Raw genomic sequence first — 24,018 nt, 5'->3', positions numbered from 1 at the left:
CGTTAGGGTGGCGCCCGAGTCATAGTTGCTTATGTGCTGTGGCTTTCAGAAAGAAATAAAACGGGCATGAAATTGTACAAATTTTGTAATAAACTATGCCCCCCTGAAAATTTGAGATAGCGAGCGGTCATCTGAAATTTTGGGTTCAAACATAAAACACACACACAAAATCAGGATTTAGGCATGAATAAGACGAAACTGAGCCGTATTGCGGCGGCAGTGGCTCTTACCCTAGGTATTTCTGGCGTAGCAATGGCGCAAACCTCGTCGTCAATGCGTGGTCAGATCGTAGGGCCAGCTGGTCAGGTAGTCGCAGACACCAGAATCGTAATTGAACACGTTCCTTCAGGCACGCGTACCACAGCAACCACAAATGACAGCGGTATCTTCGTTGCATCTGGCTTGCGTGTTGGCGGCCCGTATCGTGTAATGATCGAGTCTGACACTTATGAAGGTCAAACTTTAGAAGATATCTTCTTACAACTTGGCGACGCATATCGTTTAAACGCGCAGTTAGAAAACCGCGAGAACGTAGAGCGTATTCAAGTTACTGGTCAACGCATTAACTTCACTTCTCTTCAAGCAGGCTCTTCGAGCACTTGGGGTGAAGACGATATCCGTCGTTCTCCAGCTTTTGACCGTGATCTTAAAGACATCGTTCGTCAAAACCCATTAGCTACAGATCTTGGTGACGACGCTCGCTCACTTTCTGTTGCAGGTAACAACCCACGCTACAACAGCATTACTGTTGACGGTATAGGTCAGAATGATGACTTCGGTCTGAACTCTTCTGGTTACCCAACAAACCGCTCTCCGATCTCTATCGACGCTATTGAACAGGTTTCTATCAAGTCTGTTCCGTTTAATGCGCGTTATAGTGGATTCACTGGCGCGGTAATTAACGCTGTAACGCGTTCAGGTGAAAACGAATTCTTTGGCTCAGTATTTTATGAATACGCGAGCGACGACTTGGCAGGCGACCCTGATCCAAGCCGCTACGATCCGAATGGATATTCGCCAGAACTTAACTACAAAGAAGAAACACTAGGCTTCAGCGTAGGCGGACCAATCCTTCAAGACCGTTTGTTCTTCTTCGCGAACTATGAAACTTATGAAGAGCCAACGTCTATTGCACAGGGACCAGCAGGTTCTTCAGCAGTAAACCAAAAAGACATTGACCCTTCTGTAATTTCTGAAATTCAGCGAATTGCACAAGATGTTTACGGTGTTGACGCGGGTGACTGGAACGTTCAACCAGACCAAAAAGATGAGAAAATGCTTCTTAAATTGGACTGGAACATTAACGATGACCACCGCGCATCATTTACCTACCAGCGTGCAGAAGACGAAGCTGCAAACAACACAACGACTGGCGGTAATACCAACTTAAACTTGAACTCAACTTGGTATATTCGTAACCAGTTAATGGATAACTATTCATTACAAGTGTATTCAAACTGGACAAATAACTTCAGTACTGAGTTCAAAGCGTCAGTTAAAGACGTAACTACAGGCCAAGACCCAGCATTAGGTCGTAACTTTGGTCAAGTTACTGTGTTCTTTACCGACGACGAAAACGCTGCAGGCGACGCAGGTGAAATCCAGATCGGTCCAGACCGTTCACGCCACGCGAACCGTCTAGAAACAACAACGACTGACTTCCAATTGCACGGTGAGTACTTATTCGACGCTCACAACCTGCAATTCGGTGTTGAAATGCAAGAAATCGACGTATTCAACGTGTTCGTTCAGAACTCTTTGGGTGTGTTCGAGTTTGACAGCATTGCAGACTTCGAAGCTCAAGAAGCAGCAACTATCCAGTACCAGAACGCGTACACAAACAACTCAGACGACGGCGCAGCTGAATTCAGCTACGGCAGCACTGCTTTGTACATCCAAGACTCTTGGGACGTGAACTGGGACCTAACTTTGAACTTTGGTCTTCGCTACGAGCGCTTCAACTCTGATGATCGCCCAGCGTTTAACCAGAACTTCATGGACCGCTACGGCTTCGCGAACACAAACAACATGGACGGGTTAGACCTGTTGCTTCCACGCTTCAGCTTTAACTACACGCTTACTGACCAAATCACTCTTCGTGGTGGTGTAGGTCAATTCGCAGGTGGTCGTCCTAACGTTTGGATTTCAAACGCGTACACTAACGACGGTGTAACCATCGTTGCAGCTGACGATCTTCAAAACGTTTCTGGTGCAGACATCACTGAAGTTCCTCAGTCTATGCAAGACAGCTTGGTGGCAGGCGACGGTAACACTACGCCTATCGATCCAAACTTCGAAATGCCTTACGAAACTCGCTACAGCTTAGCGATTGACTATGATGACCTAGACCTAGGTTACTTAGGTGAAGGCTGGTTCGCAGCAGCAGAATTTATCTATGCTGAGAAAAACCGTGAAGTGGGTTGGGTAAACCTTGCTAAGGTTCCATTGCTTGACGACAATGGCGACCAAGTAACTACTGCTGGCGGTCGTCCGCTATACGTAGGTTGGGATCCACTTGAAGGTCCTCGTCCAGACGAAATCGGTGGCTACAACACAAACCGTTTTGACATCATGCTTACTAACGTAGAAGGCGGCGACAGCTTAATTTCTACATTCACTATTGGTAATGCGTGGGACAACGGCTTAAGCTTCCGCTTCAGCTATACGAACCAAGACGTTGAAGACATCACTTCAGGTGGTTCTTCTACAGCTCACTCAAACTACAACTATCAGACAGCTGTCGACAAGCAGAACCCTTCTGTAGGTCGCGCGTCTTATGAGATTGAGCATCGTTTCCTAGCAACGTTGAACTATACTACTGAGTTCTTCTCAGGCTATGAATCGAAAGTGAGCGTATTCTGGGATCGTAGTTCTGGTCGTCCATACAGCTACGCGTTGGATACATTCCGTTTCCGTGGCTTCGGTGACCCGTCTTCGAACAACCTTTACTCTTCTACCAACTACCTACCGTACATCCCTACGGGTGCGGACGATCCAAACGTTCGTTACAGCGGTGGCTTAACGTATGAAGAGTTCGCAACCTTCCTTGAAGCTGCAAACTTAACTCAATTCGCGGGCGGTTATGCAGTGCGTAACGAAGGTAACCGTGGTCCTTGGAATACCAACCTAGACGTTCGCTTTGAACAAGAAGTTCCAGGTTTATTCAACGACCATAAAGGTTCTATCTACGTAGACATTCGTAACGTTCTAGCAATGCTTGGTGACAACCAACGTCACACTGTTAGCTATGCTGACACAGGTGTTCGTATCGCTTCTGTAGACATTGACCCAGTAACTGGTCAATACATCTACGGCTCGCCGTACGGTGGCTTCGACGCTACTCCTGAATCAGCGACATTCTACAGTGCTCGTGGTTCTACTTGGACTGCGAAGATTGGTGTTCGCTACCGCTTCTAATCCTTGTTGAAAGGATAAAGATTCGGAAATAAAAACGGCTCCTTTGCGGAGCCGTTTTTTTATGCCTAAAGCTTATGTTTGAAACTTATGTTCGAAACTTAAAGTTAAGGTCGATTGACCGGGTCTGCGCCGTAAGGTGCGCTAAAGTCCCCTGGGTTCAACTCTGGATAAGGCATTGCTTCTAATCGCGTTTCAAGCTCTTCAATTGCACGTTGTAATTGAGCATCTTCGCCGTTAAACGTTGCATGAGGGAGGTTGTCGATTTCGATGTCAGGTTCAACACCGTAACCTTCAACAACCCAAGTACCGTCCATCGCAAATTGAGCGCTTTCTGCAACGCGCGCCATGCCTCGGTCTGCCAAAGAGTTCCTACCCGTCAACCAAACCCCTGCACCCGTTGTGCGCTCTCCAATTAAAGGGCCTAATCCTAAGGTTTTAATACCCGCTGAAAACGTTTCACCATCTGAGTACGTCAATTGGTCTGTAAGCACAACAAGTTGACCACGGAAGGTTTGTTGCATATTCACAAAAGGACTACCACTTGCTGCACGCCAGAACATCCAAACGCGACGCATCAGTTTTTCGATAATCCAACTGTCGATATTACCCCCACGGTTTCTACGCACATCAATAATCAAACCTTTCTTATCGATGTTGGTGTAGAAGTCGCGTGCGAAGCTTTCAATATCACTAGATGTCATTGAATACAGGTGAATATAGCCAAACTCGTTGTCGCTAGCTTTATCGACGCGTTCACGGTTACGTAGAACCCAGTCTTGATAGCGTAAACGGTGGTCTTGCCAAAGCGAGGTTGGGGTAACTACGGTTGCCCAGCTTTCACGCCCTTGTGCGAGGTCGAGTCGAACTTGGCGACCTGTTTGCCCCCGCAGTGCACGTGTTACGTCGGCTACAGTGCTCACCTCAGTGCCATTTACACGAACGATTTGGTTACCTGTGGCCGCACGCACGCCTGGAGTTGCAAGAGGGCTTGCTGTTTCAGGTAATTCTGGGTCAGTTCTGTAAATATGTTCAATGAATACGCCATTTTCGCGTGTGGTAATTGCGGCGCCTAAGCTTGCGGCTGAAGGCACATTGTCACGAGATGCGTAGTCGCCACCCCGAACTTGGCTGTGCAATACGCTCAGTTCACTAAGTAGCTGTGCGAATACATCATCTAGTTCGTGGCGATCAGTTATACGTTCCACCATAGGGCGATACTTGTCATACATCGCGTCCCAGTCTACGCCTCGCATGTTTGCGTCAAACAAGAAGTCGCGGTGCATTATCCATGCGTCGTGGAACATTTGGCGCCATTCTTCACGCGGAGAAAACGCAAATTGCCACTGTGCAGTGTTTAGGCGTGCTGAGCTTGTGTCACCGGGTGCACTGGCTCCTGCCGCTACCACGAAATTGTTGTGATCGCCTGGCTGACTGTAGAAGAGACGCTCGCGATTTAGTGACAATTCATACATATTCACTCCGCTAGCAAACGTTTCGCGCTTTATATCAGTGTTGCTAAACGGAATTTGGTATAAGGAACTTTGTCTTGTGCCAATAGGGCTAGCCATCACATATAAACGGCTATCACTTGCAGACAAATCGAAGTAGTTGTCAGGCTCAACCGGTACGTGCCAGAGGCGTTCCGTTAGCCCCTCCCAGTCTACGGTTTTGGCATTGAACATACGCTCTTTTTCGTCATTCGCTTCCTCGTCATTACATAACGTAACTTCGGTAGGCTCTGCAAACGGAAAACATGCTTGGCGCTTCAGTGCTAAACCGTAAATTTGAGTACGCTGGTCGAACACCGGCCCCATATTCCTGTCACCCCAAGGGCTTCCTGGTGTTGCGTTAAAGTGGCGGTCAGACAAGAAATAAAGCCAGTTGCCGTCGGAACTGAACGTTGGAGAATATGACTCGTAACGGTCGGAAGTCAGTACTTCGCTGCGCTCATCGTCAAACGAATATAGAACAATTTGAGTGCGTTCGGACTCTTGGTGGTTACGGGCAAACGCGACTAAGTTGCTTCCGGTAGACCAAGATACACTGGCAACATTCCAATGGCCGGCTAGCCCTTCGTCAATGATTTGCGACTCGCCTTCTTCGATATCGAGCACATATAAATTACCGTGCTTATCGTCGTGAGCTAGGTAGCGTCCGTCTGGAGAAATAAACAATCCCCAGCGGAATGTATCTCCGTTTGTGGTGAGTTGTTCACGACGCTCGGTACCGTCTGCCGCGAAACGCCAAATTTCGTTCTCACCTGAGGCGTCGTTGATAGCATAAACCCATTGGCCGTCGGGGCTTAGAATCGCTTCTCTAGAGCGACTACCCTCTGGAGTATTGATATGAATTAGGCGCTGTCCGTTGCTAGAGGCCAAAGCAATTTGGCTCCGAGCGGTAATAACCACACGCTCTTTGTTTGTGTCTTCGTGGCCCGTGAAGCTAGCATGCTGCGCGTAGTCCATCGGGTTTTCTAACCAACGCTCTTGGCGTTGGCGGTAGTCGCTTGTGGTTTCTAATGCTAGAACTTCCCGCGTGTTATTTCTTAAATTCAGACGAACTAAGTCTGCGCCTTGTTGCATAACCGCGTACTGACCAGACGTCGAGACATCCCATATTTGCCAGTCGTCGTATTCGGTGTGTTGGCGGATGTCCTCGCCCTGCGGGTTTACTGACCAAAGGTTTCTTGTGCCACTTGCGTCAGATGTGAAATATACACGCCCATTGGCAAACATCGGGTCTTCAATTGAACCTTCATGGTCGGGAATAAGTTGTACCGCTTCTTCTTCCTGCCCTGTTTTAAAGCTCCATAGTTCGCCCATAGCGCCACCACGATAAACTCTGGCGTTGTCGCCGGTGGCTTGCAGGCCAAAACGAACAAAATACAGTGTGTCTTCGCGCTGATTCAAAGTACCTTGAATAGCGTCAACAACAGGGTAGGTGTGGGTGACTAGCGTTTCAGGATCAACCGACTTCAGTACCCACTGGTTTGAAGGGCCAATAACGCTGTCGGTAGAAAGCAATACTTTCCCGCTTGGTGTCCACCCTTGCAAACGAATACGTCCTTGTTCATAGCTTACGCGCTTCGGAGTTCCACCACTTTTGGGCATTACGTAAACCTCGGAAACGCCTTCGTAATTCGCAACGAACGCTACCATGGTTCCGTCTGGGCTCACTTGACCTTCTGTTTCTTCCGCATCAGATGTGGTTAAACGAATAGGTGAGCTATTGTTCGCTAGATTTTTTAACCAAAGGTCACCTTCAGCGGTGTATATGAGGTCTGACTGTTGTAAGCCGGGGTGTCGGTAATAGTTTTCAGCAAACGCTGGCATTGAGAGTAGAGTAAGGGCAAGAGAGCTTACGGTAAGCAAACTTGCCAGAGGGGTCTTATTCATTATGTTGCCCTTTCATTTTGGATTAATCTTTTGCTCCAGCTCCCTTCCCTAAACCACCGGTTAAAACAAGCTGTAGCGCTTCAGCAGGCTTCATGTCGACATTTGTAGTACAGCTTTTCGGCACAATAACGGTGTAGCCACCCACGTTGTAAGCCATGGGTAAAAACACCGCGATATGCTCTTCAGACATTAGCGAGCTCATGCGGTCATTCTTTATACCGCCTTTTTTAGTAACTATGCCAATCAGTTCAACTTCACTTTGTGGGAGTTTAACGAGAACCACAGACTCGTCGGCGAAGTTTTTGCCCGACATAACCTCGAACACTTCTTGGATCATGCCGTAAATTTGGCTTGCACCCGGAATCTTCAACAACAGTTTTCCAGGTAACTGCCAAAACCAGCCTATGCCTTTGTATTCAGCGCTTAGCCCTACAACAAAGCAAATGAGCACAAAGCTGACGATGCCTAGGCCGGGTACATACCATTTTTCGCCAAGTATCGGTTTGAGAAAGCTTGAAATCCACGACTCCAAGCTGGTTAAGAACCAAACTACAACAACCAGCGTGAGAATGGCGGGTAGCACAATAGCTAACCCGCGCAAAATATGACTTACAAAAGATTTCAAAGCTTAACTCCGTAACGTTGTGTTACTTAATCACTGCCACTATGCCCAGAATGATCAGCGCCAAGTTAGCTAACCATGCAAGAATGAAAAACCAACTTCTCGGACTTGGGTTCTTCTCTGTAGCAATTGAGTAGTAAAGAATCATGTGAAGCAAACGCCCAAGCACAATAATAGTAAGCAGCACGTTTACCCAAACTGGGCTAGCTCCGGCCAAGATAGCTAACACTGCACCACCTAAAATTGTGCCTAAGTTTTCAACTGTATTTTGGTGCGTGCGCCATGCCCGAAATACAAAGTCACCATGCCCAAGCTCAGCAGGAATAACTCCGGGTATGGCACCTGGGCGTTTAGCTTTCGCGCCGCTTGCAATAACCCACTGCACCATCACCATAAGCAGAAGAATGCCTAACCACAGCAGGCTACCAGTGTATGCGCTTAAATCGACCATGTGTTTGTCCTTTTGAAGTTATTGTTATTTGTCTGATGCACAGCGTAGCGTACTTTAGTCTGTTTTGACTAGCTTGGCGCTCGTTTGCGCATTACGGCTAAGTTGTGCGTGGTTTGTACGAGCTCGTAACCCCAGTGGTTCACAATCCAGTGAAACGTTTTAGGTGTATAAAAGCAGATATGTGTTGGGTCGTTCTTATACGACCATTGCATAAACTCTTTCTGTTGTTGCCAAAACATAGTCATCACAACAAGCACGCCGTTAGGCTTTAAGTGAGAGTGTAATTGCTGTATTACGTCATGGGGTTGGCTAAGGTGTTCGAACACTTCGGTACAGGTGATGAAGTCGTAGGTGTGCTGCCAAACGTCATTGTTACGATGGTAATAAGCGTCGTAAAGCGACGTTTTGTAGCTCGCAGCCGTGAGCATGGTGGCAAGCGCGGGACCAGGCCCTGCCCCAAAGTCTAACCCTATACTTTGCTGTGGCAATGAAGACGTCACAGCATTAAATGCAGGTTGCAAATAACGTTGGTAACCAGGGTCGTCTATGTGGTTCTCATGTAAATCATAAATGGCTTTTTCATCATCGTGAGATAGATGAAATTGTGGGGGCACAAAAACCAACTCGCAGTTTTGGCACTGCCAGTATTCTCTGTGGTTGAGTCGCGCCTGTGAGTCGGTACACCACAAACTCGTGCTGAAACTCTTACAAAGTGGACAAATTTCTGTCGATTCAGCGTGTTGAGTCATTGCTGTTTACTCGTTTCCATGCTTAACATAAGCCCTATGTTACCCGTATCTCTCGTTATAGTGACAGCACTTGCATACTTGTTGGTGCTTTTTTTAATTGCATCTCGTGGCGAACGTTCGCGCCAAGAGGGAGCAAGGCCGTGGCGCTATACCTTAGCTTTAGGTGTACATTGCACCACGTGGGCCTTTTACGGCACGGTTACGCAGTCTGCACACTACGGCTGGGCGTTCGCACCTACTTACATTGGTGCCATTGTTATTTTCCTATTTGCCCATGGGTTATTAATGCGCACATTGCATATTGTGCGCGAACATAACCTGACTTCTATTGCCGACTTAATGGGGGCTCGGTACGCACGTTCTCATGGTATTAGTGCGTTTGTGGCTATTATTTCGTTGGTTGCGCTTGTGCCTTATATCGCACTGCAGTTGCGAGCCGTTACGTCTAGTTTTTCCGCAGTTACGGGTTTAGACGCAACCCGTATTCCTTGGTTTAATGACCTTTCTGCAGGCGTCGCAATAGCCATGATTGGCTTCTCTATTCTCTTTGGCGCAAGGCGTTTAACGTTAGCAGAGAAACACTCAGGGTTAATGGATGTAGTTGCATTCGAGTCCATCGTAAAACTATTGGCTTTCGCCATTGTGGGTATATTTTGTAGCTACGTATTGTTTGAAGATATTGGCGATTTAGTCGTTCAAGCAGCGCAGAATCCTTTGGCGCAAGAAGTACTTACGGGTAAGCCGAATGGAGGCTACGTATTTGTGGTGCACATGGTCTTAGGTGCTGTATCCATGTTCGTACTGCCTCGACAATTTCATGTCAATTTCGTCGAAAATATTCACCCGAAAGAATTGAAAACCGCGCGTTGGGGTTTTCCACTTTATTTGTTCGCAATCAACTTCTTCATATTACCTATTGCGTTGGCTGGCTTACTTCTCGTGCCGGATTTACGCACTCAAGACACCTTTATGCTGGCACTACCCGTTCTTGCAGAGAGACCAGATATAAGCCTTATCGCGTTTATCGGTGGCCTTTCGGCTGCTGTAAGTATGGTAATCATGGCCACGTTGTCGTTGAGTATTATGATTTCTAACGACGTGATTACCCCGCTATTTTTAAAGTCGCGTGCACATAAAGATGCTGCACTTGCGCTTACTCCTCATAGAGTTTTAACCATACGTAGGTTAACCATGGTGCTTATTATTGCACTGGCCTACTTCTATCATTTGGCTACACAGTCTGGGGTTCCGCTAGTGAGTAATGGCTTGATTGCCATGGCGTTGCTGGCGCAACTTGCTCCAGGTCTTATTGGTGGTGTGATTTGGTCAAAAGGGCATCGTTGGGGTGTGGTGAGTGGCTTAACTGCGGGTACATGTATTTGGGTGTATGGCTTATTGTTACCCTCGTTTAGAGCGGTAAACAATGATCAATACCTACTGACCGACGTTCAAATGAGTCATTGGATTGTACTCGCCCTAGGTTTGAACGTTCTGCTTTATATGGTGGTTTCCATCGTACTTCGTTCAAGCTCGGCAGAACGAGAATCCGCAGAACAGTTTATCCACGCCGATACCTACCATAGCGCTATCGAGCGCGACGAAGTGACCTGGGGGCGATTGCGCTCTGTTCTCGCGAGATTTATTGATCAAAGTGATGCAAGTCGCCTCGATCAAAGGTTAGGTATTGCCGTAGGTGCAGCTCCCGGTGATGGTGTGGTTCCACATTCGGTACTAACACGTATAGAGCGTGAAATGGCGGGGGCTATCGGTAGTGCTGCCAGCCGCTTGGTCATCGACGCACTAGCTCGCCAGTCGCAAGTGTCGGTAGACGAAGTTGTGAACTGGGCGTCGGAAGCTTCAGAGCTTTATCGCTTTAATCGTGAGTTGTTGCAGGCGTCGGTAGAGAATATTCCACAGGGTATTAGCGTTATCGACAATGAACTTCGCTTAGTGGCTTGGAACCGACGCTATATTGAAATCTTTGACTACCCCGAGGGCTTTATTCAGGCCGGGATGCCGGTGCTCGACATACTGAAATACAATGCCGACCGAGGCATGTTTGGACAGCCTTCGGACAACATTGAGACGGAAGTTGAAAAACGTCTTAATTATTTACGTTCAGGGAGCAGTTATCGATATCAACGAGCGCAGTCGGATGGCCGAGTGATCGAGTTACAAGGCAGCCCTATGCCCGACGGTGGGTTTGTAACCACTTACACCGACGTGTCCAACCTGGTTCGCGCTCAGGAAGAATTACGTCACATTAATGCCGAGCTAGAGGCTCGAGTTGCGGAACGGACGCAGCAGTTATTAGAAGCAAAGCAAGCGGCAGAACAAGCTCATTCGAGTAAGTCGAGGTTCTTTGCTGCAGCGAGCCATGACCTTATGCAGCCTTTCAACGCCGCTACGTTGTTCTGCGAAATGCTAGAGAAGAGAAGTGCAGGAGAGTCGCTGCAGTTAGCGCGACAAATACAGCGGTCGTTGGAAAACGCAGAAGAGTTACTCACGATGCTGCTAGAAATGACCAAACTAGACTCGGGAACCTTAAAGCCAGATATTCAAGAAGTGCCGCTTATCGATATTTTCCAACCGTTAGTAGACAGCTTCAGAGTGTTGGCGGAAGAAAAAGGGTTGGATTTAAATGTACACGGCACTTCCGCAATTGTTCGAACTGACCGAAAGTTACTGCGAAGGGTATTACAGAATCTATTATCGAATGCGATTCGCTATACCGAAAAAGGACGGGTTGTATTAGGCGTCAGACGCCGGCACGACGGTTTAGACCTCATGGTATGTGACTCTGGCAGAGGCATTCCAGAGGAACAACAAACGGCTATATTCGACGAGTTTCATCAACTTGACCAACAAGAGCAAAACCCTGGCCTCGGTTTAGGGTTGGCTATTGTGGAAAGAATGTGCCGACTATTAGAAGTGCCTTTGCACTTACGGTCAGAGGTAGGGCGCGGGACGTGTTTCTCGGTTCGCATTCCCGTTGTACGGTGGGAAAAGCACGGAGCCAATATCGCCGAACCCAAAGCGATTGAGCCAGCGTTATTACTTACCGGTAAAAAAGTACTTGTGGTCGATAACGACCAGGCTGTGCGTACTGCACTGTCGTCATTACTTGAAGATTGGGGTGCAGTTGTTACTTCTTGCCATAGTCCTGAGGAAGCCGATCGCCTTGAACAAGCTCCAGAGTTAATGCTCATTGACTATCACTTAGACGATGGCCGTGTTGGTGTAGAGGTTATTGAAGCGGTGCGTAGGCGGTTTAACAAAGACATTCCAGCTATTGTGAATACCGCAGATCCTAATGAAGGCGTTCGCGAGGAAGTCGTTCGTGCAAAAGCGCAGTTTTTACCGAAACCGGTAAAACAAGCTGCATTGAAACGGTTAATTAAACGATTAGGAATCTAGTTGCTCAGTTCCCTCAGGGTCTTCTGCTCGCAACATCTCTCTGAATATCACGCCTGCTTGCGTACGATTAATCACACCTAACTTTCTCAAAATGGCAGAAACGTGTTGTTTAATAGTGGTTTCTTGAACATTTAATTCCCAAGCAATTTGTTTATTTAACAAACCGTCAGCAATGCAAGTGAGTACCTTGAACTGTTGTGGTGTGAGTTGTTCCAGTTTGTGGGCAAAGTCTTCACTGGCATCGTCCGGTTGTTCGTCTGCTATTTCTTGCAAGTGAGGGGGTAGCCAATTGTCACCGCTCAGCACTGTTTCTACCGCTTCTTTAATAAGAGGGAGTGGCGCAGACTTTGGAACATAAGCGCTGGCGCCAAACGCCATGGCTTTACGAATCACATCCGGATTTTCGTTGGCAGAAACAATGAGTACCAAAATGTCTGGATAAGCATTACGCACAGTGGTTAACCCGGTTAAACCCTGATTACCCGGCATATTTAAGTCGAGCAGTAATAACTCAACTTGTCGTTCTTGTTGCAAAACATTTTGCAACGTGTCGAAGCTTTCTGCTTCTAAAACGTCACTACCAAGCGTTTCCGACAATGCTTGTTTTAATGCAGCACGAAACAGTGGGTGGTCGTCTGCAATAATGGCTCTGGCCATAAGCTCGCTATTCGACATTAAAGTGGTGTCCGTGTTTTAACCGAAGCTGCCACAAAGGGCAAGCTACAAGAAGAAAAAAGCCACCGGCCGAGAAGGCACGGTGGCAATTAGTTCACCAGAGAACGGCCTTTCTACTTCTTAGAAACGATAGCCAACTGTCAAAGATACAGTGCGAGGTTCGCCATAGTATCCGATCAAGGTAGTATCGCCACCTAACCCAGGAAGATACTCTCCAGGGTTAGCTGGGTCTGGGGATAAGAACGCGTAGTTACCTACGAGGAACTCCTCGTCTGTAAGGTTCTTACCATGCACGCCCACACTCCATTTGCCGTCTGCGCTGTACCAATTCACACCAAGGTTAACCAAACCGTAAGCGTCTTGGGTTAACACGTTACCAAGCTCGGTTAAGCCATAGTCGCTGCGGTAGCTGTAGTTACCGTTGAAGACTAAGTCACCACCGAACGCACGCATGTCGTAGCTGAAGCCAACGTTTGCTGTGGTTTCAGGGGTATTGGTAATCACGAACTGATCGGTAATGTCGATTTGATTACCTTGCGCGTCGTAGCTAATAACATTGCTGAAGCTTGTGTCTATAAGACCTAGGTTACCGAAGATAGTTAGGTTATTTGTAGCTAACCAAGTCATCTCGACTTCTAAACCAGTCGCTTCTGACTCACCCACGTTACCTAAACGTTGGTTCAATACAGAGGCATCAGCTGGGTCAGGCAACACAGTTACGTATTGACGATCTTTATGGTCAAGCATAAATGCAGTTGCGTTTATACGCAGGCTGTTGGTTACGTCGCTCTTCACACCAATTTCGTATGAATAAACGTCTTCTGGGTCAGCCGCTGGCTCTGCAGTTGCTGCACGCGGGTTAAATGTTCCCGACTTAAAGCCTTGGCCGAAGCTTGCGTAGAACATGGTGTCATTACTATGACGATATTCAACACCTAAACGAGGCGTGATTTTGTTCCATGTTTCGCTGTCATCAAGCACAACCGGCGTACCTGTTGCAGGGTCACGAACATAACCTGGAACCCAACCAGACTCAGGATAAACCGTGTCGAAGATTAGTCCGTTACGAACCAATGCGTCTTTTTCGTCCTGGGTGTATCGCAAACCAGCTGTAAATGACCACTGGTCGCTCAAGTAGTATGTACCTTGCGTGTATAACGCTGTACTTGTGCTGTTTGAGCAGCCTGACACTTCACGGGTAAGACCTGGAGTACCAAAAGCAGTTTGTCCTAGAATTTCTAAGATTGCGTCGAATGTACCGCAAGACTCAGAGTCATAGTAGTACAAGCCAGACACCAAGCTTAGGTTGTCGGTTCTGTAGTTTAACTGGAACTCTTGGGTAAACCATTCGTCATCGTATATAGCGGGAACATCAAAAATACGCAACGACGTGTTGTCGAAGTCGATATTTACTGGCGAGTAGTTTTCACGCTGAGACGTAATTGAACGAAGCGTAGTTGTAGGGCTTACTTCCCACTCGACGGTTAAACTCATACCCTCAGTTTCAACTTCAGTAGTTGTTGGCAAACTGGTATACGAGTCGTAAATGCTGTCCGGTACTGGCGCGTTAGTCAGCAAGCTCGGTAGCAAGCGATAACCACCTTTTGAGTTTGACTGGTCGTCAGTATGGTCGTATTGGAAACGTACAAAAACGTCATTGGCTGGATACCACTCTAAAGTGGCACGCATAGCCTGCAAGTCCTTGTTGTAGTTTTCCAAGTCTTGGTTTGGAAGGTCACTGGTTAAGAACTCACCATAACCGTCACGCGTTAAGTTTGCGTAACCAAAACCAAAGTAAAGCGTGTTTTCAATCAGTGGAAGCTCACCTGTGAATAGCAAGTCTTGTTGGTTGTAGCTTCCCACTGTTCCGCGAATAGAGAATTGCGGCTCGCCAGTCATACGCTTCGTTACATACTTCACAGCACCACCGATGGTGTTTTTGCCATAAAGCGTGCCTTGCGGACCACGAAGAACCTCTACGCGCTCAACGTTCAAAATATCAAGCACTGCACCTTGAGGGCGAGCTAGATAAACGTCGTCAATGTAAATACCTACACCTGGTTCATAACCCCAAAGTGGATCTTCTTGACCTACGCCACGAATAAAAGCTGTAACCGTAGAGTTAGTACCACGGCTTTGCTGCAACGTAGTGTTTGGTGAGAACTGCGCCACTTCAAGAATAGTGCTTACGCCACGCTCGAGTAAGTCTGCTTCGCTTACCGATGTTACCGCAACAGGAACTTCTTGAATGCTTTCTACGGTACGGCGTGCCGTAACCTCAATGCGTTCTAAGCGTCGTTCTTCTTGCGCTTCTTCTGTTTCACTTTCTTGTGCAATTGCGGTTGAAGCCATGCCTGTCATAGCTGCAGTAACTGCAATAGCACAAAGTGAACGTTTAAATGCTGTTGTTTTCATTGGAGAGTTCCCCTGATTTTTTTATTGTGCGGAGAAACCTTAGCCGAATTCGAATAATTTGTGACCTGTACCATAGTACTATGGGTATGTTATTCAACCTGAATCAGAATACTGACCACAGCACAGTACAAAAAATAGGGCGCAATGTAATTCAATTTCGCGCCACAAAATAAAAAAGAGAGGTTTTCATGTTAAGTATGTTTGGTTTAGTAGGTGGGCTAGTCCTCCTTATCATACTGACACTTCGCGGTTGGAACTTATTTATTAGTGCGCCTATTTGCGCGCTATTTGTTGCGATAACTGCTCAGCTGCCTATTTTCGTAGGCGACATGAACTTTGTAGAAAGCTACATGACCGGCTTTTCCGGGTTTGTTGCGTCTTGGTTCTTTATGTTCTTGCTTGGCTCTATCTTCGGTAAATTTATGGAAGACACCGGAGCGGCAGACAGCGTAGCTGAGTGGATTATTACCCGTCTGGGTAAGAAACAAGCGGTGTTAGCCGTTGTTCTTGCATGTGCAATTCTTACTTACGGCGGCGTGAGTGTTTTCGTGGTGGCGTTCTCGGTGTACCCAATGGCACTGAGTTTGTTTAAAGACGCTAATTTACCACGACGCTTTATTCCTGCCGCACTAGCCTTCGGCTCGGTAACCTTTACCATGACCTCTGCAGGCTCACCAGAAATTCAAAATTGGATTCCAATTGAATACCTGGGCACTTCGCCTTATGCCGCTTGGGAAGTTTCTTTGGTGGTAGCCGTGATCATGTTTGTATTGGGCTATTGGTGGCTTACGAAAATGATTAGCCATGCCGTGAACAAAGGCGAGTCTTTCGAGTCACGCGTGGGCGACCCTACACTAGACGAAAGATCTTTACCTCATCCAATAACCGGTTTCCTGCCCTTAGTTGTGGTACTGGCGCTGTCATTCTTCTACCACGATAGCTTAGGGAAAATGGCGCTTATCGTTGCTCTTTCTGGTGGTGTGCTGGCGCTCATGGCTATCAATTGGAAATTCTTTAAAGACATGCAAGAGGCACTAGGTCAAGCGACCACAGGAGCCTTAATTGCAATCGGTAATACAGCCGCTGTGGTGGGCTTTGGTAGTGTTGCTCGGGTAACTCCGGCGTTCGAAACTGCAGTAGCGGCAATGACGTCTATTCCTGGAAATGAATTAGTAGGTGCGGCAATTGCGGTAAGCGTTATTGCTGGTTTAACCGGGTCAGCCTCGGGTGGTCAAGCTATTGCGTTGCCGGAAGTTGGACCGCACTACCTTGATCAAGGTGTAAGCCCTGAGCAACTTCACCGTGTCGTTTCAATATCTTCAGGTGCTTTAGATTCGCTCCCGCATAACGGATATGTAGTGACCACGATTCGCGCTATCTGTAACGAGAAACACAGTGACGCTTATTGGGCTGTAGGTGCAGTAACGGTTGTTGTGCCGGTGATTGGTTTAGCGATAGCTATCGCATTGTTTAACTTTTTCTAAGACAGGAATGTAGTAGCCATGCAGTATGTTTCTACACAATCTGACCAAGGTAATATTGTGCAGCCGGGTAACATGATGCCCACGCCTATGATGGTTATCGACTTATTGGCTTATGCCAACCAGCGATTTCCACATCAGGAAATTGTGTCTCGGCTACACGACAACAGCATTCATCGCACAACTTACCGGGAAACCTGGAAACGCGTACACAAGCTAGGTCACGCACTGAATAAGCTTGGTGTAAAGCCTGGGATGTTCATTGCGTCTATGGCATGGAACACCCACCGTCACATGGAGCTGTACTACGGTATCGCAGGTGTTGGAGCTGTTTTACACACGGTGAATCCACGTTTATTCAGTGAACAAATTGAATATGTGGTGAACCATGCTGAAGACCAGTATATGTTCGTTGATCCTGGCTTTATTGAGCAATTAGAGCAAAGTTCAGACAACTTCAGCACGGTGAGAGGTTACATTGTTTTATGTAACGAAGATGAAATGCCGGAAACCTCTTTAAGTCCGGTGTACTGCTACGAAACCTTGTTAAAAGACGAACCAGAACATTATGAATGGCCTCGTTTCAATGAAAATGAGGCAGCTTCTCTGTGCTACACCTCCGGAACAACGGGAAACCCGAAAGGCGTTTTATACTCTCATCGAGCTACGGTACTTCATGCGCAAGCTGCGGCGTCACCGGCACTACTCGACTTGCGTGAAGAAACAGTACTCTTACCTATGGTAGCGATGTACCACGTAAGCGCGTGGGGTGCGCCTTATGCTGCGCCGTTGTCGGGCTCGAAATTAGTGTTTCCCGGCCACGGTATGGACGGTGCCAGCATGTGGGAATTAATAGAGAGCGAACAAGTTAACGTTGGCTTGGGCGTTCCTACCATTTGGTTAACGCTACATAATTACCTGCAAGCTGAAGGTGTTCATAAGCTGCCCCTCGAGCGTGTGTGTGTCGGTGGGGCGGCCTCCCCAATGGGCTTAGTGAAAACTTATGACCAGCACTACAACATATATTGGCAACCTATCTGGGGTATGACCGAAACAGGACCTTTAGTAACTTCGCTGCCGCCTTCTCCAAGTTTGGAAAAGATGAGCAATGAAGCGCGTTGGCAACGTCAAACCACAGCCGGAAAAGCTTGTTTTGGTATCGAAATGGAAATCTTCGACAGTGAAGATAAACCATTGCCGCACGACGGAGAGCACTCGGGAGAATTACGTGTACGTGGTCCTTGGATTTGCTCCCAATACTTCAAAAATGATGATTTAAGTAGCTTTCCAAATGGTTGGTTGGCTACGGGCGACATTTCCGTGATCGACGATGAAGGTCACATGAAAGTGGTGGACCGCACCAAAGACGTCATAAAAAGTGGTGGTGAATGGATTAGTTCACTGGAAATAGAGAGCATTGCAAGTCAGCACCCAGCCGTGAACGAATGCTGTGTTATTGGTGTGAAGCACGAAAAATGGGACGAGCGCCCGCTGTTGCTTGTTGTGCTCAATCAAGGGCATGAGCTTTCGAGCAAAGACATGGTCGAGCATCTTACGGGTAAAATCGCGAAGTGGTGGATGCCCGACGCCATGGTGGTGCTTAACGAATTACCGCGTACCGGAACCGGTAAAGTGGTAAAAAAAGACCTTCGCGACCAATATGTAGACTTTCTTATAAAAGGTAAGGATTAACCATGAAACATTTTATTCAAACTGCGGCATTCAGCCTTGCGGTATTGGTGCTAGGCGCGTGTGGAGCGGAGAGCCAAGCGTACCCAATTGTTGAAAAGCAAGAATTCGTGACTGAAAACTTCACAACTCTAGGTGGAGAGGTTATTCCTGAAGTACGTGTGGGTTGGGAAGCGTATGGCGAACTTAACGAAGCGAAAGACAATGTTATTTTAATCACCCATTTTTTCTCGGGCACAAGCCATGCAGCTGGTCGTTACGCAGAGAGTGACGCTGCGCCAGGTTATTGGGACGCCATCATTGGCCCAGGTAAAGCTATCGACACCGATAAATATTATGTAATTAGTTCAGATACGCTAGTAAACCAATCGCCTTACGACCCGAATGTCATCACCACAGGTCCTTCTAGTATTAATCCAGAAACTAATGAGCCTTATGGCTTAGACTTTCCCGTGGTTACGATTCGTGACTTTGTTGAAGTACAGAACTTACTGCTTGAAAGTTTAGGTATTGAGAAGTTACACGCGGTTGTGGGTGCGTCTATGGGCTCTTTACAAGCGTTAGAGTGGTCGATTGCTTATCCTGAAAAAGTAGAACGTATGGCTTCGGTCATTGGCATGGGAGAGAGCGATCCATGGACCATCGCAGCGCTACAGCAATGGGCAAATCCTATTATGCTCGACCCGAACTGGAATGGTGGCGACTATTACGGTGGTGAAAAACCTACAGAAGGTGTGGTTCAAGCATTAATGCAAATTACTTTGCAGGCTCAGCATCCACAAATATTCAATCAGATTCACGCTCAAAGCTCGGCTTCTGAGCCTGCGCCCCTGCAAGATATTTCGGCGAACTTTCAGGCGGTAAATACCTTACGAGCAATGGCAACACAAAGAGCGACCTACGCAGATGCGAACCATATTTTGTATTTAGTACGTGCAAACCAGTTGTTTATGGCGGGTCATGGAGAGAGCTTGGAAGAAGGCTTAGCTAAGATTCAGGCGAAGACACTGTTTTTACCGGCTCAGAACGACTTGTTATTGCAACCTTATCTAGCACAGCGGGTTTATAACATTCTGCAGGAGCAAGGAAATAATACCCAATATGAGGAAATAGTTGGGCCATGGGGCCACTTAGACGGGGTTATTACCATCTCGCAGAAAGCCGAATTGCTTGAAGAATTTTTACAATAAATGACAAAGTTAACAAATTGTAACAAGTTGAAGTGTTGAAACCCTAAATTCACATGATTATAATCATACTGTTCTTGGTTATCGTGTTGAATTAAAGGGAACGAACAGGGCTGTTCCAGTAGTTTGCTGCTGTATTGAGAGGGCAATACATAACGAGAACACTTTCAATACCAAAGCGCACAAGGATGTGTGGCTTTGGAACTTCCATTATTATCCTCTTTTCCGTGGTGTTTCACCAAACCATCTTTTGTAAGCTTTAATGAATGCACTGGCGTCGGAATAACCAAGTTTGTGGGCAATTTCGTCCAAAGGAAGCGCAGTTTGTATTAGTTTCCGAGCAACTTGCTGGCGCGCTAAGTTGCGTATTTGTTTAAAAGACGCACCCTCTTGTTTTAAGTTACGAATCAGGGAGCGTTCTGAACAACGCAAGCGAGTAGCAACTTGCACGCGCGAAAGCTCTGGTTCTTCAACCAACCAATTACTCAATTTTTGCTCCAAAGAAACGCCCTGCAAAGCTCTATGTTGTTGCTCTAAGTCGTTGGTTAACATAGGGAGTAGGCGCTTATTCGCTGTTACCACGGGCAAGGTTAGGGATTGCTTTGGAAAACGAATGCAAGGCGTTGTGCATTGCACTAAAGGCTGCTTCGTATACTTTTTCATTAACGTGGTAAATGACGCACTCGGTTTATTCGGTAAGCCAACCACCATGTCGCTAACACGGTCCCCCGTGAGCTGCTTGGAAAGCTCCATAATACATACCAGTACAGCTTCAATTCTAAGTTGGCGTGTTACTTGATAACGCGGTACGTACTCAAGCGCGAGTAGCGAACCCGTATGCATAACGAATAGGTCGCCCCCGTCACCAATTAAAGCGTAGTAGCGCTGAAACAAACTAATGGCTTCGCCCAAAGTGGAGCAACTTGCTGCTGCATACCCGAGGACGTCCAACTTCAGCGGGTCAATAACTTCGGTCAGTGTGGGTAAAAATTGATGAGCATAAGGAGAGCGTTCTATTTTCGCCCAAAGCTCATCTTGCTCGGTTAGGCTGACTCGACTATTTTGCCTTTCGAACTGCTCACGCCAAGCTAAGTTATTGCTTTGAATAACTTTTGATTGGTGCGCTGCAAGTAAAACCGTGCGCTGATATGAATATGAAACTTCAGCCATAATGATTTGATTTAGATAATTCGTGCCATAATGTGACACGAATTAACGATAATTGCACGGTTTAACCGTGTGTTGATGAATTTTTGAATTAAGATGAGCGGTCTATTACTTGATATTTGAACAACTGAAAAGGAAGTAGCGATGAGCGAGAGCCAAACAAGACCTTATGCGGTAATTGGTGCAGGCCCAATGGGGCTTGTTATGGCGCGAGAGCTAGCGCGTTACGGCGTGCCTTTTCAAGGGTTTGAGCTTCACTCTGGTGCCGGTGGGTTATGGGATATAGAAAACCCACATAGCACCATGTACGAAAGTGCTCATTTGATTAGTTCGAAAACTATGACCGAGCTGAAAGAGTTTCCAATGCCGGATTCGGTTGCCACCTACCCTAGCCATAGGGATGTTGGCGCTTATTTTAAGGCTTACGCAAAGCATTTTAACCTAGACGAGCAATACCAATACAACGCTAAAGTTCTTGGAATCGAGAAAGTTGAGAGCGACTATTGGAAGATAACCTGGGAGAACACGCAAACTGGTGATACTCAGGTATTTGATGCTCAGGGCGTACTTATTGCCACGGGAACATTGCACTACCCGAATATGCCGAAAGTTCCAGGTAATTTTACGGGTGAAGTTATTCACTCTGGCGACTATAAAAAGGCAGAAAGCTTTAAAGACCAACGCGTACTTATCGTGGGTTGTGGCAATAGCGGCTGTGACATTGCAGTAGATGCCGTTCATCACGCGAAGTCAGTGGGTTTGAGTGTGCGCCGCGGGTACTACTTTTTGCCTAAGTTTGTACTCGGTAAGGCAATTGACACGCTTGGGGGTAAACTCAAGTTACCTGGAAAGCTTAAACGCTGGGTAGACAGCTTAATTGTAAGGGCGCTGGTGGGTAAGCCAAGCCAATACGGTTTGCCAGAGCCTGACTATCGCTTGTATGAGTCTCACCCGGTTATGAACTCTTTGATTTTGCATCATCTAGGTCATGGCGATATTTCACCCATGGGCTCGATTACCGACACGCAAGATAAACTAGTGAAGTTTCACGACGGGAAAGAAGCCGAGTTCGACAAAATCGTATTTGCTACGGGTTATAAGCTGAAGTTTCCATTCATCGATCAAAAATACTTAAATTGGCAAACCTCAGCACCGCATTTGTACCTTAATGTGTTTAATCCAAACGAACCAAATGTTTGCATGTTAGGCATGGTCGAAGCCACTGGATTAGGCTGGCAGGGCCGCGCCGACCAAGCAAAAATGGTTGCTCTCTACCTGAAAGCTCAGCAGGGCTTAGGCGTTCCGTCTGCAATAGAGCATCGTATTGAGGAAAACAACACTGACTTAAGCGGTGGTATGAAGTATTTAAAACTAGACCGCATGTCGTATTACGTGCACAAGGAAACTTATTTGGGTCTTTTAAGTGACCATATTGCTAAACTGGAGAATCATTTGAATCTCAAGGACAGCAATACAAATGCTTGATCAGGTCACTATTGAATTTAATCCAAGCAGTTTAGTTATTTTGAACATCACCATGGCTTTAATGATGTTCGGCGTGTCACTAGGGCTAAAAGTAAGCGACTTCAAAGCTATTTTAAAGTCGCCGAAAGCCCCAGTAACTGGGCTTATAACGCAATTCTTCATATTGCCAGCTGCTACCTTTGGTTTAATCGTTTGGCTGCAACCCGAGCCGGGATTGGCTTTGGGTATGATGCTGGTTTCGGCGTGTCCGGGCGGAAGTTTTTCAAACGTAATGACCTTTCTTGCTCGAGGCAATGTAGCTACTTCGGTGTCGATGACTGCCGTTTCTAGTGCCGCGTCATTATTGCTTACTCCGCTCAACTTTCTGTTTTATGCCAATGCCTACGAGCCTACCGCAAACATTGTTGACAGCATTGCTCTAGATCCAATACAGGTTGTGGTATTGGTGGTTCTTGTGCTCGGTATTCCATTACTACTTGGCATGACGGTAGGTAACCGATTTCCTAATCTTCTTCCTAGAATTGAAACTCCTTTTCGTTGGACAGCGTTAGGTATTTTCTTGGTCTTTGTCGCTATTGCATTCAAAACCAACTTCTCTTTATTCCTTGAACATTATGCTGCCTTCGCAGGTTATGTGCTTCTTCACAATGCTTTGGCTTTGTCGTTGGGGTATGGCATGGCCAAGCTAACTCGCCAGCCCGAAGCTGATGTGCGTGCGGTAACGCTAGAGGTGGGTATTCAAAACTCAGGCTTAGGCTTAGTTATTTTATTTACCTTTATGGCGAATCAAGGCGCTGCAATTTTAATTGCTGCATTTTGGGGAATTTGGCACTTAGTGAGTGGTATTAGCCTTTCAACATTCTGGTCGCGTCGACCACCTGAAGCCACTGCAATAACGAACAAGGACTAAAAGTAATGCGCGTAGTGATCACTGGAGCTGCCGGATATATAGGCTCGCAGTTAGCGAAAAAATTAATTCATCTCGGTGTTAACGTGTTGGGTTTGGACATTGTAAGTAAACCCGCAAGTGAAATGGGTTTCGACATCGAAAAAATGGATATTCGCGACCCTAACCTTGGAGAGCGGCTACGTGAATTTGGAACCACGCATGTTGTGCATTTGGCGTCTATTGTTAGCCCCGGAGCAAACGAAGAGTTGGAATACGACATCGACGTCAATGGCACGCGCAATGTGGTTGAAGGCTGTTTATTTGCAGGGGTGAAGCACCTTACGGTTACTAGCAGCGGCGCAGCATACGGGTATCATGCCGACAACCCCGCTTGGTTGAAAGAAACCGACACGCTTCGAGGTAATGACGCTTTTTCATATAGTCGCCACAAACGTATTGTGGAAGAAATGCTTGCGCAATATCGCGAAGGTCACCCTACGCTACAACAGCTTATTTTGCGTCCCGGCACAGTTTTGGGCGACACGACTAAAAACATGATTACTCAGTTGTTCGCGCGTAAGTCGGTATTGGCGATACGCGGTTACGACTCGCCATTTGTCTTTATTTGGGACAAAGATCTCATAGAAATTCTGACTCGTGGAGTGAGCGAAAGCATTACAGGAATTTATAACGTAGCAGGCGACGGTGCGGTGACGGTCAAGGAACTCGCGGGAATTATGCGCAAGCCATTAAGGCAGCTACCTGCAGGATTGGTACGCTCGGTGCTATGGGTAACGCATAGTTTGGGGTTATCTCAAGCTGGACCTAACCATTTGTTGTTTCTACAGTTTCGACCGGTTTTGGACAATGCACGCCTAAAAAGCGAATTTGGTTACCAACCCGAGAAGTCTAGCGTGGAAGTGTTTAAATACTTCCTCAAACATCAGAAATCATAACGCTTTGGCGTGTAGTCTTTTTT

At 46.9% G+C, this 24,018-nt stretch carries 15 protein-coding genes; 8 read left to right on the top strand and 7 right to left on the bottom strand.

Annotation, left to right across the window (positions count from 1 at the left end):
• The first annotated feature begins 183 nt into the window (after nt 1-183).
• Nucleotides 184-3,417, top strand: coding sequence for a TonB-dependent receptor (locus DQX04_RS10985; protein WP_111915969.1), 3,234 nt, complete (start codon nt 184-186; stop codon nt 3,415-3,417).
• A gap of 104 nt (nt 3,418-3,521) precedes the next feature.
• Here the strand turns inward: DQX04_RS10985 and DQX04_RS10980 are convergent, their stop codons facing one another.
• The 4 genes from DQX04_RS10980 to DQX04_RS10965 all read right to left on the bottom strand — a co-directional run bounded on the left by DQX04_RS10980 (nt 3,522) and on the right by DQX04_RS10965 (nt 8,634).
• Entirely contained in the window at nt 3,522-6,812 is a 3,291-nt protein-coding gene (locus tag DQX04_RS10980) for a S41 family peptidase (RefSeq protein WP_111915968.1), read from the bottom strand.
• A 22-nt stretch (nt 6,813-6,834) separates the two neighbouring features.
• The gene (locus DQX04_RS10975; protein ID WP_111915967.1) at nt 6,835-7,437 is read right to left on the bottom strand and encodes a DUF502 domain-containing protein; all 603 of its coding nucleotides are present in this window, start codon (nt 7,435-7,437) and stop codon (nt 6,835-6,837) included.
• 22 nt (nt 7,438-7,459) lie between these two features.
• Nucleotides 7,460-7,885, bottom strand: coding sequence for an MAPEG family protein (locus DQX04_RS10970; protein ID WP_111915966.1), 426 nt, complete (start codon nt 7,883-7,885; stop codon nt 7,460-7,462).
• Between the two features lie 68 nt (nt 7,886-7,953).
• Entirely contained in the window at nt 7,954-8,634 is a 681-nt protein-coding gene (locus tag DQX04_RS10965; RefSeq protein WP_111915965.1) for a class I SAM-dependent methyltransferase, read from the bottom strand.
• Nucleotides 8,635-8,670: 36 nt separating this feature from the next.
• Between DQX04_RS10965 and DQX04_RS10960 the strand changes: the two genes are divergently transcribed.
• Nucleotides 8,671-12,051: a PAS domain-containing hybrid sensor histidine kinase/response regulator gene (locus DQX04_RS10960; RefSeq protein WP_111915964.1), complete on the top strand. Its 3,381-nt coding sequence runs from the start codon at nt 8,671-8,673 to the stop codon at nt 12,049-12,051.
• Here DQX04_RS10960 and DQX04_RS10955 read toward each other — a convergent pair.
• Together DQX04_RS10955 and DQX04_RS10950 are read right to left on the bottom strand one after the other, a co-directional pair.
• Complete coding sequence (locus tag DQX04_RS10955; RefSeq protein WP_243618966.1) at nt 12,040-12,726, bottom strand: response regulator transcription factor; 687 nt, start codon at nt 12,724-12,726, stop codon at nt 12,040-12,042. The genes DQX04_RS10960 and DQX04_RS10955 overlap by 12 nt on opposite strands.
• A gap of 120 nt (nt 12,727-12,846) precedes the next feature.
• A complete protein-coding gene (locus DQX04_RS10950; RefSeq protein ID WP_111915963.1) occupies nt 12,847-15,141 on the bottom strand; it encodes a TonB-dependent receptor in 2,295 nt (764 codons plus the stop codon).
• A gap of 188 nt (nt 15,142-15,329) precedes the next feature.
• Between DQX04_RS10950 and DQX04_RS10945 the strand changes: the two genes are divergently transcribed.
• Genes DQX04_RS10945 through DQX04_RS10935 form a run of 3 tightly spaced genes read left to right on the top strand, consistent with a single transcriptional unit; the run spans nt 15,330 to nt 19,501 of the window.
• The gene (locus tag DQX04_RS10945; protein WP_111915962.1) at nt 15,330-16,625 is read left to right on the top strand and encodes a GntP family permease; all 1,296 of its coding nucleotides are present in this window, start codon (nt 15,330-15,332) and stop codon (nt 16,623-16,625) included.
• 18 nt (nt 16,626-16,643) lie between these two features.
• Nucleotides 16,644-18,314, top strand: coding sequence for a long-chain fatty acid--CoA ligase (locus DQX04_RS10940; protein ID WP_111915961.1), 1,671 nt, complete (start codon nt 16,644-16,646; stop codon nt 18,312-18,314).
• Between the two features lie 2 nt (nt 18,315-18,316).
• Complete coding sequence (locus tag DQX04_RS10935) at nt 18,317-19,501, top strand: homoserine O-acetyltransferase (RefSeq protein ID WP_111915960.1); 1,185 nt, start codon at nt 18,317-18,319, stop codon at nt 19,499-19,501.
• A 210-nt stretch (nt 19,502-19,711) separates the two neighbouring features.
• Here DQX04_RS10935 and DQX04_RS10930 read toward each other — a convergent pair whose 3' ends face one another.
• Nucleotides 19,712-20,668: an AraC family transcriptional regulator gene (locus DQX04_RS10930; RefSeq protein WP_111915959.1), complete on the bottom strand. Its 957-nt coding sequence runs from the start codon at nt 20,666-20,668 to the stop codon at nt 19,712-19,714.
• 141 nt (nt 20,669-20,809) lie between these two features.
• On the opposite strand from DQX04_RS10930, the gene DQX04_RS10925 reads away from it, so the two are divergent.
• From DQX04_RS10925 to DQX04_RS10915, 3 genes are read left to right on the top strand one after another with little or no spacing between them, the layout of a single operon-like run.
• The gene (locus tag DQX04_RS10925) at nt 20,810-22,150 is read left to right on the top strand and encodes an NAD(P)/FAD-dependent oxidoreductase (RefSeq protein WP_111915958.1); all 1,341 of its coding nucleotides are present in this window, start codon (nt 20,810-20,812) and stop codon (nt 22,148-22,150) included.
• Nucleotides 22,143-23,060 carry a bile acid:sodium symporter family protein gene (locus DQX04_RS10920; protein ID WP_111915957.1) on the top strand — a complete coding sequence of 306 codons (918 nt, stop codon included), beginning with the start codon at nt 22,143-22,145 and terminating at the stop codon, nt 23,058-23,060. Before DQX04_RS10925 ends, DQX04_RS10920 begins: the two co-directional genes overlap by 8 nt.
• A 5-nt stretch (nt 23,061-23,065) precedes the next feature.
• On the top strand, nt 23,066-23,995 hold the full coding sequence (locus tag DQX04_RS10915) for an SDR family oxidoreductase (protein WP_111915956.1): 930 nt from the start codon (nt 23,066-23,068) through the stop codon (nt 23,993-23,995).
• The last annotated feature ends 23 nt before the right edge of the window (nt 23,996-24,018 follow it).

Origin of the sequence: Aliidiomarina sp. B3213, assembly GCF_003290085.1 — a bacterium.
Taxonomy (GTDB): Bacteria; Pseudomonadota; Gammaproteobacteria; order Enterobacterales; family Alteromonadaceae; genus Aliidiomarina.
This window is presented reverse-complemented; position numbering and strand designations above follow the sequence as displayed.